13 protein-coding genes are annotated in these 13,688 nt (G+C 73.2%); 5 read left to right on the forward strand and 8 right to left on the reverse strand.

The window, feature by feature from the left end:
• Positions 1-77: 77 nt before the first annotated feature.
• Positions 78-1,055, forward strand: a complete 978-nt coding sequence (locus ABZS77_RS00205) for an NAD(P)H-quinone oxidoreductase (RefSeq protein WP_354814765.1) — start codon at positions 78-80, stop codon at positions 1,053-1,055.
• Here ABZS77_RS00205 and soxR read toward each other — a convergent pair.
• Positions 1,038-1,496: a redox-sensitive transcriptional activator SoxR gene (soxR, locus tag ABZS77_RS00210; protein WP_354814769.1), complete on the reverse strand. Its 459-nt coding sequence runs from the start codon at positions 1,494-1,496 to the stop codon at positions 1,038-1,040. The genes ABZS77_RS00205 and soxR overlap by 18 nt on opposite strands.
• Positions 1,497-1,543: 47 nt before the next feature.
• Here soxR and ABZS77_RS00215 point away from each other — a divergent pair, with 47 nt between their 5' ends.
• Both ABZS77_RS00215 and ABZS77_RS00220 read left to right on the forward strand, forming a co-directional pair.
• Positions 1,544-2,239, forward strand: a complete 696-nt coding sequence (locus ABZS77_RS00215; RefSeq protein WP_354814772.1) for a transketolase — start codon at positions 1,544-1,546, stop codon at positions 2,237-2,239.
• Between the two features lie 5 nt (positions 2,240-2,244).
• Entirely contained in the window at positions 2,245-3,138 is an 894-nt protein-coding gene (locus ABZS77_RS00220; RefSeq protein WP_354814775.1) for a transketolase, read from the forward strand.
• On the opposite strand, the gene ABZS77_RS00225 is transcribed toward ABZS77_RS00220, so the two are convergent.
• Positions 3,124-3,831: a glycosyltransferase family 2 protein gene (locus tag ABZS77_RS00225; protein ID WP_354814778.1), complete on the reverse strand. Its 708-nt coding sequence runs from the start codon at positions 3,829-3,831 to the stop codon at positions 3,124-3,126. The two genes, ABZS77_RS00220 and ABZS77_RS00225, sit on opposite strands and share 15 nt — an antisense overlap.
• A gap of 124 nt (positions 3,832-3,955) precedes the next feature.
• On the opposite strand from ABZS77_RS00225, the gene ABZS77_RS00230 reads away from it, so the two are divergent.
• Together ABZS77_RS00230 and ABZS77_RS00235 are read left to right on the forward strand one after the other, a co-directional pair.
• Positions 3,956-6,115 (forward strand): glycosyltransferase family 39 protein, encoded by a 2,160-nt coding sequence (locus ABZS77_RS00230; RefSeq protein WP_354814781.1) that lies wholly within the window; start codon positions 3,956-3,958, stop codon positions 6,113-6,115.
• 163 nt (positions 6,116-6,278) lie between these two features.
• Positions 6,279-7,880: a ricin-type beta-trefoil lectin domain protein gene (locus ABZS77_RS00235; protein ID WP_354814784.1), complete on the forward strand. Its 1,602-nt coding sequence runs from the start codon at positions 6,279-6,281 to the stop codon at positions 7,878-7,880.
• A 44-nt stretch (positions 7,881-7,924) separates the two neighbouring features.
• Here ABZS77_RS00235 and ABZS77_RS00240 read toward each other — a convergent pair whose 3' ends face one another.
• From ABZS77_RS00240 to ABZS77_RS00265, 6 genes are all read right to left on the reverse strand, one after another.
• The gene (locus ABZS77_RS00240; RefSeq protein ID WP_354814787.1) at positions 7,925-8,524 is read right to left on the reverse strand and encodes a hypothetical protein; all 600 of its coding nucleotides are present in this window, start codon (positions 8,522-8,524) and stop codon (positions 7,925-7,927) included.
• A gap of 56 nt (positions 8,525-8,580) precedes the next feature.
• Entirely contained in the window at positions 8,581-10,047 is a 1,467-nt protein-coding gene (locus ABZS77_RS00245) for a HAMP domain-containing sensor histidine kinase (RefSeq protein WP_354814790.1), read from the reverse strand.
• On the reverse strand, positions 10,040-10,732 hold the full coding sequence (locus ABZS77_RS00250) for a response regulator transcription factor (RefSeq protein ID WP_354814793.1): 693 nt from the start codon (positions 10,730-10,732) through the stop codon (positions 10,040-10,042). Before ABZS77_RS00250 ends, ABZS77_RS00245 begins: the two co-directional genes overlap by 8 nt.
• 78 nt (positions 10,733-10,810) lie before the next feature.
• Positions 10,811-11,323 (reverse strand): hypothetical protein, encoded by a 513-nt coding sequence (locus ABZS77_RS00255; RefSeq protein WP_354814796.1) that lies wholly within the window; start codon positions 11,321-11,323, stop codon positions 10,811-10,813.
• Between the two features lie 111 nt (positions 11,324-11,434).
• On the reverse strand, positions 11,435-12,442 hold the full coding sequence (locus tag ABZS77_RS00260) for an aminoglycoside phosphotransferase family protein (protein WP_354814799.1): 1,008 nt from the start codon (positions 12,440-12,442) through the stop codon (positions 11,435-11,437).
• 46 nt (positions 12,443-12,488) lie between these two features.
• Complete coding sequence (locus ABZS77_RS00265; protein ID WP_354814802.1) at positions 12,489-13,661, reverse strand: acetyl-CoA C-acyltransferase; 1,173 nt, start codon at positions 13,659-13,661, stop codon at positions 12,489-12,491.
• Positions 13,662-13,688 lie beyond the last annotated feature (27 nt).

A 13,688-nucleotide genomic window follows, 5' to 3' on the forward strand; every position in this document is an offset into this window, starting at 1 on the left:
ACCAGGCGGTCCGTCCCGTCCACAGTGGGCTCGACGGCGCGCCTGCGACAGCCCACCGGATCGGGGAGACTGGGCCCATGCGAGCCATCACGATTCCCGAGGCCGGTGGTCCCGACGCGCTGGTCTGGGCGGAGGTGCCCGATCCGGAGCCCGGCCCCGGCGAGGTGGTCGTGGACGTACGGGCGGCCGGGGTCAACCGCGCGGACCTGCTGCAACGGCAGGGTCACTATCCGCCGCCCCCCGGCGCGTCGGAATATCCCGGGATGGAGTGCTCCGGGGTGATCGGCGCGGTCGGGCCGGAGGTGTCCGGGTGGTCCGTCGGGCAGGAGGTGTGCGCGCTGCTGGCCGGCGGCGGGTACGCCGAGAGGGTCGCCGTGCCGGCCGGGCAGTTGCTGCCGGTGCCGGCGGGCGTCGACCTGGTCGACGCGGCGGCGCTACCGGAGGTGGCCTGCACGGTCTGGTCGAACGTGGTGGGCGTGGGCCGGCTCAGCTCTGGTGAACGGCTGCTGGTGCACGGTGGGGGCAGTGGGATCGGCACGTTCGCGATCCAGTTCGGGGCGGCGCTCGGCGCGACGGTCCTGGCGACCGCGCGGGCGGCGAAGCACCCGCGGCTGCGTGAGCTGGGTGCGACGGTGACGATCGACTACCGAAAGCAGGACTTCGTCGAGGAGGTCCGGCAGGCCACCAACGGCCACGGCGCGGACGTGATCCTCGACATCATGGGCGCCTCCTACCTGGGTCGCAACGTCGCCGCGCTCGCCACCGGGGGTCGGCTCGTGGTGATCGGGATGCAGGGTGGGCGCAAGGCCGAGCTGGATCTCAGCGCGCTGCTGGCCAAGCGGGCCTGTGTCGCGGCGACCGCGTTGCGGTCCCGTCCGCTTGCCGAGAAGGCGGAGATCGTCCGGGGCGTACGCGATGAGGTGTGGCCGTTGGTGGAGGCCGGCGCGGTCCGCCCGGTGGTGGACCGGCGGCTGGCGATGGCCGACGCGGCGCAGGCCCACCGGCTGGTCGAGTCGAACGATCACGTGGGCAAGGTGCTACTCACCGTCGGGTGATGCCGGCCGGGGCAGCAGCAGGCGGGCGCCCGGCCCCTCGCCGGCCAGGGTGTCCCCGGGGTTGTTGAGCGTGCAGCGTTGCAGGGACAGGCAGCCGCAGCCGATGCAGCCGTCCAGGTCGTCGCGGAGTTTGGTGAGCAGCCGGATCCGCTCGTCCAGCCGGCCCCGCCAGCTGGCGGAGAGCCGTTCCCAGTCCTGCGGGCTGGGCGTGCGGCTCCCGGGCAGGGAGTCGAGCGCGGCGCGGATCTCGTCGAGCGAGACGCCGACCTGCTGGGAGATGCGGATGAAGGCGACCCTCCGCAGCTCGGCGCGGGCGTACCGGCGCTGGTTGCCGCCGGTACGGTCGGCGCGGATCAGCCCGAGCCGTTCGTAGTAGCGCAGCGCGGACGGCGCCACGCCCGAACGGACGGACAGCTCGCCGATGGTCAACAGATCCATCATCACCTGGCCCTTGAGTTAAAGCGCACTTCAAGTCACAGGGTAGTGGCATGACCACCACGGTGACCAACGACAGCAGCGCCGCGCTCCCCGGGCTGATCCGCCGGTTGACCGGCGACGAGAAGCACGCGCCGAGCGCCCACTCCACCATCGACGTCCTCCAGGTGCTCTACGACCGGGTCCTGCGGATCACCCCGGACACCGCCGACGATCCGGAGCGGGACCGGTTCCTGCTCTCCAAGGGGCACGGACCGGCCGCCTACTACGCGGTGCTCGCCGCGCGCGGTTTCATCCCGCACTCCTGGCTCGACGACCTCGCCGGCCCGCAGAGCCGACTCGGTCACCACCCGGACCGGCTGCTCGTGCCGGGCGTCGAGATCGGCTCCGGGTCCCTCGGCCACGGGCTCGGCCTGGGCGTCGGCACCGCACTCGGGCTGCGGGCCCAGGGCCTGCTCACACCCCGGGTGTACGTGCTGCTCGGCGACGCCGAACTGGACGAGGGCTCCAACCACGAGGCAATCGCGTACGCCGGCGCGACCGGCCTGGGAAACCTCACCGCGATCGTGGTCGACAACTCGTCGGCCAGCCACGGCTGGGCGGGCGGGATCGCCAGCCGGTTCACCGTGAACGGCTGGACGGCCGACACGCTCGACGGCCGGAACCACACCGACCTGTACGTGGCACTGACCGGACACCGACCGGGCCGGCCGCACGTCGTCGTCGCCCGCGTCGAGAGCAGGGGATGACAGCCATGCGTGACGCCTTCATCGACACCACCACCGCCCTGCTCGACGAGGATCCCCGTACCGCCCTCGTGCTGGCCGACATCTCGGCCAGCCAGTTCGCGCCGGCCGGCGCCCGACACCCGGACCGGGTGCTCAACGTCGGCATCCGGGAACAACTCATGATCGGCGTGGCCGGTGGGCTCGCCCTGACCGGGATGCGCCCGATCGCGCACTCGTACGCGACGTTCCTGGTCGACCGGGCGTACGAGCAGATCAAGCTGGACCTGGACCACCAGGGCGTCGGCGCGGTGCTGGTCAGCATCGGCGCGTCGTACGACGGGTCGCGGGAGGGCCGGACCCACCAGTCGCCCGGGGACGTGGCGCTCTTCGACTCCCTCGGCGGTGCCTGGACGGTACGCGTGCCCGGCCACCCGGACGAGGTTCCGCCCCTGCTGCGGGCCGCCGCGACCACCGACGACCCGGTCTACCTACGGCTCGGCGAGCAGCGCAACGCCAGGGCGTACCCGGACGCCGACCGGTTGCGGGTGCTGCGGAGGGGCGGGGTGGGCGCACCGCTCGTGGTGGCCGTCGGGCCGATGCTCGATCCCACACTGGCGGCGACCGAGGGGCTGGACGTGACTGTCGCGTACACGCACACGCCCCGCCCGTTCGACACGGACGGGCTCCGCGCGCTCGCCGGGACGGATGTGGTGCTGGTCGAGCCATACCTCGCCGGGACGTCGAGCGCGGCAGTGGGCCGGGCGCTCGCGGACGTGCCACACCGGCTGCTCACCCTCGGGGTGGGACGGGCCGACCTGCGACGGTACGGCGATCCGGCCGACCACGCCCGGTGGCACGGCCTGGACGCCGAGGGTCTGCGACGGTCGCTCGACGCGTTCCTGGGGTCAGTTGGGCGATGACACGGCGGGACGGCGGCGGGCGCGTTCGCGACCGAGGATCCAGATCGCCTCGACGCCGTCCTTCCAGGTGATCTTCTTGCCCTCTTCCCGGCCACGGGCGCGGTAGCTGATCGGCACCTCGTACGGGCGGATGCGCTGGCGCAGCAGCTTGCCGGTCACCTCGGCCTCCATGCCGAAACCGCGCGAGCGCACCCCCAGCGACCGGTAGAGCGCCACCGGCATCAGCTTGAAACAGGTCTCCAGATCACCGATGTACGAGTTGAACAGCACATTGGCCGCCATCGTGACGCCCTTGTTGCCCATCACGTACCAGAAGCTGTAGGCGCTGTGGCTGCCGAAGGTGCGATTTCCGTAGACGACGGTGGCCCGCCCGTCGAGCACCGGGTCGAGCAGTTTGGGGATGTCCTGCGGGTCGTACTCCAGATCGGCGTCGAGAATGACCATGTAGTCGCCCTCGGCGCTGTCCACCGCGGTCTTGATTGCCGCGCCCTTGCCGGCGTTGCGCTGGTGGGTGATGACCCGCAGACGAGCGTCGTCGGCGCGACCGAGGATTTCGCCGGTGCCGTCCCGGCTGCCGTCGTCGACCACGACCAGCTCGATCTCGCAGGGATAGTCCACCGCCAATGCCTGCTTGAGGGCATCCGCGATGCGTTCTTCCTCGTTGTAGACCGGCATGAGGATCGAGAGCTTCACGGGAATCTCCACGGTGGCGACAACACGTCGGGCATAGCCTAGCCTGGCTGGTCAGCTCGACGCTGGCCGCCGTCGTCGGGCAGTCGGCGTGGCGGACTCAGGCCGATGGTGTTTACTTCCGGCCATGTCGGCTGCCGGCTCCCTGCTCGCGGCGGTTCCCGCCGCCTCGGTGCTCCTGCTCACCGTCGCGACGAGGCCGCGCGGGGTCGGCGCGGTGGCCCCGCTGCGACTGGCCGTGGTACGCGCCGCCCTGCTCACCGGAGCGTACGCGGTGCTCGTCGTCGAGGTGCTCGGCGCACTGCACGCGGTGAACCGGGCGGCGTTCACCATCGCCTGGCTGCTCTTCCTGGCCGTGGCCGCGACCGCCGCCGCGCTGCGGTGGCGCCGGACGGACGACGTCGCGCCGCCGCCCGCTGCCGCGCCCCGGCCGGTGCCGGTCGGTGCCGTGGCGTCCGGCGGTGGACCCGACGCGCCGGCCCCGCTCGCCGTCGGGAGCGGCCCCGCCCCGGCCCGCGCCGACCGGGCGTCCGCCGGTCCGCTCGCCGTGGCTGTCGACACCTGGCGTACGGCCGGCCGGGGCGAACGGCTGCTCGCCGGCGCGGTCGCCGGGCTGGTCCTGGTGGAGTTGCTGATCGCGCTGCTGGCCGAGCCGAACAACTTCGACTCGCAGACGTACCACCTGCCGAAGGTGGAGCACTGGGTCGCCCAGGGTGACCTGGACTTCTGGCCCACCGCCATCCACCGGCAGGTGACCATCCCGCCCGGCGCCGAGTACCTGCTGCTGCACCTGCGCCTGCTCACCGGTGGGGACGCGCTGCACAACCTGGCGCAGTGGGCCGCCGGGGTGCTCTGCCTGCTGGTGGTCGCGCGGATCACCGCGCAGCTCGGCGGTGGCCGGCGCGCCCAACTGCTCACCGCGTTCGTGCTGGCGAGCACGCCGATGGTGGCGCTCCAGGCGACGAGTACGCAGACCGACCTGGTGTGCGCGGCGTGGGTGGCCTGCGCGGCGACCCTCGTGCTCGACGGGCTGCGCCGCCGGACCGGCTGGGGCACGCTGCTCGGGCTGGGCGCCGCCACCGGCCTGACCGCGGTGACGAAGACCAGCGGGCTGATCGCGGTGGGTCCGCTGCTGGTGCTCTGGGGGCTGGCCCAGCTCCGCCTGGCCCTGGCCGGCCGAGCACCGGCCGATGGGAGGCGGGCCGGCGGGTTGGCCCGTACGGTCGGCGGCTCGGTGCTGATCCTGGTGGTCGCGGCCGTGGTCGTCGGTCCGTTCCTGGCCCGGGTGACCGCCGAGTTCGGGCACCCGCTGGGACCGCCCCGGCTGCGCGAGTCCATCCCGATGGAACGGCACGACCCGGCGTCGGTGCTGGTCAACGCGCTGCGGATCGGGCACACCGCGTTCGACACCCCGTTGGCGCCGCTGCGTCACGCCGGCGCGGAGGCGATCATCGGTGGCGCGGACGCGATCGGCGTCGACCCCCAGGACCGGGCGATCACCTTCGGTCGGGAAGTCTTCCCGGAGCCCGCCTGGTATCCGGACGAGGACCGGGTGGCCTTCCCGATCGCCGGGGCGCTGGCGTTGATCGGCGTGGCCGTCGCCCTGGCCCGGCCGCGCCGGATCGACTCCGGGCAGGCCGGGCCGCTGCGCGCGTACGCAGTGGTGGTGCTGACCACCGTCCTGCTGCACACCGCGATGATCAAGTGGCAGCCGTGGGGCAACCGGCTGATCCTCTACGCCCTCGTGCTCGCCGTACCGCTGGGTGGGCTCTGGGTCGACGCGCTCCTGCGTCGGCACGCGCGGCCGGCGGCCGGCACGGCACGGCGCTCCATCGCCACGGTCGCGGCGGTCACCGTGCTGGCCACCTCGGCGCTCGCCGGCGTGCTCGCCCTGTCGTACGGCTTCCCGCGTCGGCTCGTCGGGGCCGGCTCGGTCTTCACCACCTCGGACTGGGACACCCGGTTCCTGCGCCGGCCACAGTGGGCCGACGAGTTCCGCTGGGCCGCGGCGGCGGTGCGGGACAGCGGCGCCCGCCGGATCGGGCTGGTGCAGCAGAACGACAACTGGGAGTACCCGTGGTGGCTGCTGCTGCGGCAGCCCGACGGGGGTTCGCCGGAGTTGGTGGCGTTGCAGTCGGTGCTGCCGGAGCGGCCGCCTGCCGACCCGGCCTCGGTGGACGCCATCGTCTGCACCGGCAGCAGGCCAGCTTGCGTGAAGCTGGTGCCGGCCGGCTGGAGGCTGGAGTTCCGCGACTACGTCGGTTACGCGCTGCCACCCGGCCGCTGACCGCACGTCGGAAGGACCACCGCCGCGCCGCCCGGATCGTCTGATCCGGGCGGTTCCGCATTCCCCGCGCAAGGACCCGAAGCGTATTCACATCCATTGATCGGCACGTTACCGTCTGGTAACTCGATCGACGTCCCGCGATCGAGCCGAAAGGAGCGCGTCGATGCCTCCCACCCCTGCCAGGCCCGAACGCGCGACGCGACGACGAGCGATCACCATCGCCGTCGCCGTCGCCGCACTCGTCCTGCCGATGCTCGCCGGACCGGCCGCCCCCGCTGCCGCCGCCGACCGACCAGCCGTCCAGCCACTCCCCGCCAACCTCGAAGCGGTCCGGGCCGCCGAGGCCACCGCCCTCTACGGCAGCCCGGCGATCCGCCCCATCGAGCAGCGCCGCACCGCGCTGATCACCATGGGCGACAGCCAGATCTCGGGTGAGGGGGTCGGCAACTACGTGCCCGGCACCCACCAGGACGGCAACTGGTGCGACCGCTCGTACGACCAGGCCGTGTTCCGCACCGGCATCCCGTCGGACGCGCGGTACAACATCGCCTGCTCCGGCGCCACCCCGTGGAACCTCATCGCCGGCGGCCCCACCCAGCACAACGAACTGAACCAGGGCGACTACCTGGGCATCAAGGCCCGCAACACGCACGTGAAGCTGATCTGGGTCGTCGTCGGCGCGAACGGCGAGGGCACCATCCAGTTCGGCCCGGTCGCCACCGACTGCGCGGTCGGTCGGGTCTTCCTCCAGGGCACCTGCTACGCCGACTACACCGACCAGTGGACGATCCGCACCGACGGCAGCCGCCGGGCGGTGGCGGACGCCCTCACCGACATCCGGCAGACCATGACCAGAGCCGGCTACCTGCGCTCGGACTACGAGCTGGTGCTCATGTCGTACCCGAGCCCGGCCAGCCCGGACGTCGAGGACAACCCCAACTTCCCCGGCTGGTACGCCGGCGGCTGCCTGCTCTACCTGGCCGACGCCGCGTTCGCCAGGAACAAGGCGGTGCCGCTGTTCGAGTCGGCGCTGCGCGCCGCAGCCGCCCAGACCGGCACCCGCTACCTGGACGCCAGCCGGCTCTTCCACGGCCACGAGGTGTGCACCGACAACACCTCGGTCCGTGGCCTCAACATCGAGGTCGGGATCTGGAACGAGAACGCCGCACGGCAGTCGTTCCACCCCAACGCCCGGGGCCACGGCATGTTCGCCCAGTGCATCACCCAGTTCTGGAACTCCGGACAGCAGCAGGCCACCTGCGTCGATCCGGCCAGCACCGGCGCCGGCGTGCTCTACTCCGGCCTGATGCAGTTCAAGCAGTTGCGCAACTCGGCCACCAATGCGTGCGTCGACGGCAGAGGGTACGACTCACGTAACAACACCCCGCAGGAGTCGTACGCCTGCCACGGCGGGCGCAACCAGGGCTTCTGGTACGACGCGACCAAGCGGTCACTGCACTCGGAGCTGTCCCACGACCGTTGCCTCGACGTCGCCGGCGGATCGATGACGGCCGGCACGGCGGTCAACATCTACGACTGCAACGGCACCCCCGCCCAGCAGTTCGCCTTCGCCGGCAACCAGCTCAAGCCGGTCAGCGCCAGCACCCTCTGCGTGGCGTTCGACAGCCCGTCGTCGGGCCTGCCCCGGCTGCGGTTGGCCGCCTGCTCCAGCAGCACCCGGCAGCAGTGGTCGTTCGAGGCCCGTACCGCCGCCAACCCGGTCGGCTACGGTCACGACGACTTCATCGGCTCCCGCGTCTACTGACAGTAGGAAGGAGGGCCCCGGCGTCGGCCGGGGCCCTCCTTCGCTCACTTGGCGCGGGGGATGAGGATGAGCCGGGCCGCGCCCTTGTCGCCGTCCTTGGCCCCGGCGACACCGAGCGTCGTACCGACCTTGACGTCGCTGGCCCGCACGGTGGCCCGGTGCTCGACGACCCGCAGGTCGTCGCCGAAGGTCCAGGTCATGGTGAAGCCGTCGGTGGACTTCACGGTCATCGAGTCGCCGTCGATCGCGGTCACCTCGCCACGCTGCACGGCGACGGTCTGCGTACCGCCGTCCTTCGTCTTCACCACGGCCTCACCGTGCAGGGTGTTCCTGCGCAGCAGCACGCGGGCCTGGCGGCGCTTGCGCCACTCCTCACCCCGCTTCTGCTTGGCCTTGTCCTGCGCGGTGGGTGAGGCGCCGGGCGTCGGGGTGGCCGGCGCGGCGACGGTCCGCACGTCGAGTTCGTCGGCGTCGAACCCCATCGCCGCCAACGCCTGACCCTCCACTCCCATCGCCGCGGCGACGTCGACGGCGGCGTCCCGGGCGGGCTGGCTGGCCACCTCGGCCGCACCGCAGCCGCTGACGCCGAGCGCGACCGCCGCGAGCAGGGCGGTGGTGCCGGTGGCGAAACCCCAACGTGGCATGACTGTTCCTCTCGTCCGTGGAGTCCTCAGCCTTCCCCGGGTCCGCGAGCGGAGCGTCAGGCCGATGTTCGAGCCAGGTAAGGATCACCGGGCAGCCGGACCGTGAAGGCCGCGCCGCCCTCCGGGGCGTGGCCGGCGACGATCTCCCCGCCGAGTCGACGGACCAGCCCGGCGGCCAGCGCCAACCCGAGCCCGCTGCCCACCTTGCGCACTCCCCGGTAGCGCTCGTGCAGCGCGCCCCGCTCGAACGCCACCGCCAGGTCGTCGTCGGTGAAGCCGGGTCCGCCGTCGCGGACCTCCAGCACACCGCCGGCCGCCGGGTCCGCGCCGGCCGGCCGGACCGCGAGCACCACGGGCGCACCCGGGGGTACGACCCGCAGCGCGTTCTCCAGCAGCCCGTCCACCACCTGCCGGATCCGACCCGGATCGGTGTACGCGGGCACCGGCTGGCCGGGCGTCTCCACCCGGAACGGCACACCCACCGCCGCGCACCGGCCGGCCCAGGTCGGCTCGGCGTCCACGGCCAGCCGGGTCAGGTCCACCGACACCGGTTCGAGGGGGAAGTCGGCGGCCTCCAGCCGGGCCAGCGCCAGCAGGTCCCCGATCAGCCGGTCCAGGTGTTGCGCCTCGGCCAGCATCGTCCGGCCGGTGTCGACGGTGTCGTCCGCGCCGAGCACCCCGTCGGCGAGCGCCTCGGCGTACCCCCGGATCGCGGTCAGCGGGGTCCGTAGCTCGTGCGAGACGGAGAGCAGGAACTCCCGCTGCCGGCCTTCGCTGGTGGCCAGCGCGGCGGCCAGCCCGTTGAGCGCCTCGGCCAGGTCGGCGACCTCGTCCGGCGGCTCGACCGGCACCCGCACCGCGCGGTCACCGGCGCGCAGCCGGGCGGCGGCGGTCGCCGCGACCCGGATCGGGCGGGCCAGGCGGCGGGCCAGCAGCAGTCCGGCAGCCACGCCGGCGGCCAGCCCCGCCAGCAGCGGCAGCCAGAGGCTGCGCAGCACCTGAGCCCACAGTCCGTTCGCCGACGGGCGGGAGAGCACCACGCCGTTGCCGCCGGGCAGCGCCCGCCCCTCGACCAGGGCACGCTCGCCGTTGACGACGCGGCGGGCCGACACGTTGCGGCCCTGCTCGATCCGCTGCACCACCCGGGGCGGCAGACCCGGCCGGTCGACCGCCCCGCGCCGGACCAGGTACGCGTCGATGCCCTGGTTGCGGAGTTGCTGGATGAGTCGCTCCTCGTCGGCGTTGCGACCACGGTCCAGCCTGGTCCGCAGCACCTCGGCGGCGAGCCGGGCCTGGGCGGCGAGCGCCTCCTGGTCGCGGCGCTCGGCCCCGCGGATCGCCAACGGCACCGCCACGATCGCGGTGACCAGCACCGACACCAGCGCCACCGCGCAGGTGACCAGCACCGCTCGGGCGGTGAGCGTCCGGCCGAGCCGGTGGCGCCGGGGCGCGGGCGGCGGGCCGGCACCGACCACGGGCAGGGTCATGGTCGGGGACTGGGCACGGCCGGGTTGCTCAGGCATCGACGGCGTACCCCACGCCGCGATGGGTCCGGATGACGCTGGCCGGGCCGAGCTTCGCGCGTACCTGGGCGACGTGCACGTCGACGGTGCGGGTGCCGGCGTGCGCGGCGTAGCCCCACACCCCGGCCAGCAGCTCCTCGCGGGTGAAGACCCGCCCGGGCCGGGCCATCAGATGCGCCAGGAGATCGAACTCGGTGGAGGTGAGCTGCACGGGCGCGCCCGCCACGGTGACCGTCCGTCGGCCCGGGTCGAGGGTCACCGGGCCGACGACGCGCGGACGGTCGGCACCCTCCGGGCCGCCGGCCGAGCGGCGCAGCACCGCACGCACCCGGGCGACCAGCTCGCGAGGGCTGAACGGCTTGGTCACGTAGTCGTCGGCGCCCAGCTCCAGGCCGACGATCCGGTCGACCTCGTCGTCGCGGGCGGTGAGGAAGATGACGGGCGTCCAGTCGCCGGCCTCCCGCAGCCGCCGGCAGATCTCGGTGCCGGGCAGCCCGGGCAGGGCGATGTCCAGGACGCAGGCCACCGGACGCAGCCGGCGGGCGGCGGACAGGCCGGCCTCCCCGTCACGCTCCAGGTGTACGCCGAACCCGTCGCGGCCGAGGTACAGCCGGACCAGGTCGGCGATGGCCGGCTCGTCCTCGACCACGAGGACGAGGCCACGGTGCGGCGGGTCGACGGTCACCGGCCCATGATTGCCGACCCGTCGCGTCGACGCGATCGGTACGTGTTCGGGTTCGGTAAAGGCCCGCGCGGCGTGGTGTCAGCGCGCCACGGCGGGACGGAACACACTGGGCCGGGCTGTCGCCGGTGTGTCGCTGATGGTCGCGACGATCCGCTCGCGGGGCGTCCGCAGGCGGGTGCGGAACGCGTGGTTCAGCAGTGCGTCGAGCTGCCACACCCGCTTCGGGTGGGTCGTGCGGATCAGGAACCGTTCCCGGATCCCGTCGATCGCGGTGGCGGCCAGCTCGACCGAGTGCAGCCGCGGGTCCGGGCTCCAGGTGACGTTGCTCAGCTCGCGCAGCTCGGTGTTGAGGTGCAGGCGCAGCCGGTGCAGCAGGCGGGTCTGCTGGGTCACCACCAGTCGCCGGTGGGTGAGCAGCAGCAGGTAGTCGCCGGTCACCGGGCGGTCCGGACGGCTGCACCGGGTCACCAGGATGGTGGCGTCACCGGGACCGACGCAGCGGCGGAAGACCGGCATGTGCCGGCTGAGGGTCTGCACGGCCAGGCCGGCCTCGGCGGCGGCCGGGAGGAACGTTCGGGAGAAGACGTCCATGACCTGCCCAACGACGTCCCCGACGGGGTGACGTGGGTCACGCCGACTTTTTGGAAGTTCCACGCCGCCTGTCGCACTGGCTGTCCGACTTCCGACTGCGACGGATCCTGGTCAGGCGTCGGACCGGAGCGGATCGTCCGCGAACAACTCCTCGAGCCATCCCGGCACCGCGTCGGCGTAGTCGGTGCGGGACTCGTCCACGGTGTCCAACGCCCGCCGCCAGGAGAGCGACCGGCTGACCGGGGCCAGGCCGACCGCCAGATCGGCGGCCTCGACCAGGGTACGGCGGTCGTACCTGTCGGTCCACGCCTCCAGGTACGCGTCGCGCAACCGCGTCAACTGGGCGTCCTCGGCCGACAGGCTGCGGGCGTACCGGATGGAACGCAGGGTCACCAGCAGCGTGCCGAACGGGTGCGCCACCGAGGCGTCACCCCAGTCGAAGTAGCGGTAGCCGGCGTCGCCGGCGAAGACGTTCCCGTCGTGCAGGTCGTCGTGCTGCACGGTGGCCGGAATGCCGATGTCGGCGAGCCGCCGGCACCGCTCGGCGTACGACGGCACCTCGGCGCGCAGCCGCTCGTACTGGTCGGGGGTGAGCCCGCCCTCGGCTCCGATCAGCAGCGACCCGTGGTCGTCGAGCAGTTCGACGAACAGCCCGGCCATCACCTCGGGTCGGTGGTCCGGCACGCCGCCGGCGACCAACTCGTCGGCGCGCGGCGCGCTGGCCAGTTGCAGTGCCGCGTACCCCGGCAGCGCCCGCTCCCAGTGCGCCGGGTCGGGGTCGCGGGCCAGCACGTCACGCAACGACTCGCCGCCGTCGGGCAGCAGCGACCAGCCCTGCTCCGGGTCCACCGCGATCGGGGTCAGCACCCGTTCGGGCGTCAGCTCGGCGAGCGCCGCGATCAGGAACGCCTCGTGCACCGTCCCCGGGTTGTTCGCCTTGAACCAGACCGGGCCGTCGTCGGTGGGCACCCGCCACACCAGCGACCAGGGGCGTACCCGGGGTTCGACCGGGCCGGTCACCCGCCGGCCGACCCGGGTCAGCTGCTCGTCGACCCAGAGCCGGGCCCGCGTCCGCCACTCCTCGCAGGAACTGTCGGCGGCGCGCTCGATCGTCGTCACGAAGGGGACCCTAGGCGGCCCGGCCGGGCGCGGCGAGACGTTTTCCTCAGACCAGCTCGACGATCGTGGCGTTGGCCATGCCGCCGCCCTCGCACATGGTCTGTAGCCCGTAGCGGATCTCGTTGTCGCGCATGTGCTGGAGCATCGTCGTCATGATCCGGGCGCCGGAGCCGCCGAGGGGGTGCCCGAGGGCGATCGCACCGCCGCGCGGGTTGAGCCGCTCCGGGTCCGCCTCGGTCTCCGCCAGCCAGGCCAGCGGCACCGGGGCGAACGCCTCGTTCACCTCGTACACCCCGATCTCCTCGATGCCCAGCCCCGCGCGGCGCAGCGCCTTCGCGGTGGCCGGGATGGGCGCGGTGAGCATGGCGACCGGGTCGTCGGCGGCGACCACGGCGGTGTGGATGCGGGCCAGTGGGCGCAGGCCGTGCCGGCTGGCCCAGTCGGAGGTGGTCACCGCAAGCGCGGCGGCGCCGTCGGAGATCTGGGACGCGGAACCGGCCGTCACCACACCGTCGGCGCGGAACGGGGTGGCCAGCTCGCCGAGCTTCTCCAGCGAGGTGTCGCGGCGGATGCCCTCGTCGGCGGCGAACTTGCCACCGTCGCCGAGGGGCACCGGCGCCAACTCCGGGTCGAACGCCCCGGCGTCCTGCGCGGCGGCGGCCTTCTCGTGGCTGGCAAGCGCGTACTCGTCGAGTTGGGTACGCGAGAAGCGCCAGCGTCGGGCGATCAGCTCGGCGCCGACGCCCTGGTTGAACGGCAGCGGCGCGTCGTCGGCGAAGCCCTCCACGCCCCGGTACCGGTCGCGGAGCTGGTCGCTGAACGGCATCCCGCCGGCCACGCTCGAACCCATCGGCACCCGGGTCATCGACTCCACCCCGCCGGCGACCACGAGGTCGGCCTGGCCGGAGAGGACCGTGGCGGCGGCGAAGTGCAGGGCCTGCTGGCTGGAACCGCACTGCCGGTCCAGGGTGGTGCCGGGGACGGTCTCCGGCCAGCCGGCGGCGAGCACCGCGTTGCGGGCGATGTTCCAGGACTGCTCGCCGACCTGGGACACGCAGCCCCAGAAGACGTCGTCGACCTGCGCCGGGTCGAGGCCGGTCCGCTCGGCGAGGGCGCGCAGCACGTGCGCCGAGAGGTCGACCGGGTGGACACCGGCGAGGCTGCCCTTGCGCCGCCCGACCGGGGTGCGTACCGCGCCGACGATGACCGCGTCACTCATGTTTACCCCTCGGTAACTTGGGTGCAC

This window comes from Micromonospora sp. NPDC005298 (genome assembly GCF_040607375.1).
Taxonomy (GTDB): Bacteria; Actinomycetota; Actinomycetes; order Mycobacteriales; family Micromonosporaceae; genus Micromonospora.

Bases quoted from the DNA above. Each gene is read 5' to 3' on its own strand.
- ABZS77_RS00205 (WP_354814765.1), top strand. From the start codon at position 78: ATGCGAGCCATCACGATTCCCGAGGCCGGTGGTCCCGACGCGCTGGTC.
- soxR (WP_354814769.1), bottom strand. From the start codon at position 1,496: ATGATGGATCTGTTGACCATCGGCGAGCTGTCCGTCCGTTCGGGCGTG.
- ABZS77_RS00215 (WP_354814772.1), top strand. From the start codon at position 1,544: ATGACCACCACGGTGACCAACGACAGCAGCGCCGCGCTCCCCGGGCTG.
- ABZS77_RS00220 (WP_354814775.1), top strand. From the start codon at position 2,245: ATGCGTGACGCCTTCATCGACACCACCACCGCCCTGCTCGACGAGGAT.
- ABZS77_RS00230 (WP_354814781.1), top strand. From the start codon at position 3,956: ATGTCGGCTGCCGGCTCCCTGCTCGCGGCGGTTCCCGCCGCCTCGGTG.
- ABZS77_RS00235 (WP_354814784.1), top strand. From the start codon at position 6,279: ATGCCTCCCACCCCTGCCAGGCCCGAACGCGCGACGCGACGACGAGCG.
- ABZS77_RS00240 (WP_354814787.1), bottom strand. From the start codon at position 8,524: ATGCCACGTTGGGGTTTCGCCACCGGCACCACCGCCCTGCTCGCGGCG.
- ABZS77_RS00245 (WP_354814790.1), bottom strand. From the start codon at position 10,047: ATGCCTGAGCAACCCGGCCGTGCCCAGTCCCCGACCATGACCCTGCCC.
- ABZS77_RS00255 (WP_354814796.1), bottom strand. From the start codon at position 11,323: ATGGACGTCTTCTCCCGAACGTTCCTCCCGGCCGCCGCCGAGGCCGGC.
- ABZS77_RS00265 (WP_354814802.1), bottom strand. From the start codon at position 13,661: ATGAGTGACGCGGTCATCGTCGGCGCGGTACGCACCCCGGTCGGGCGG.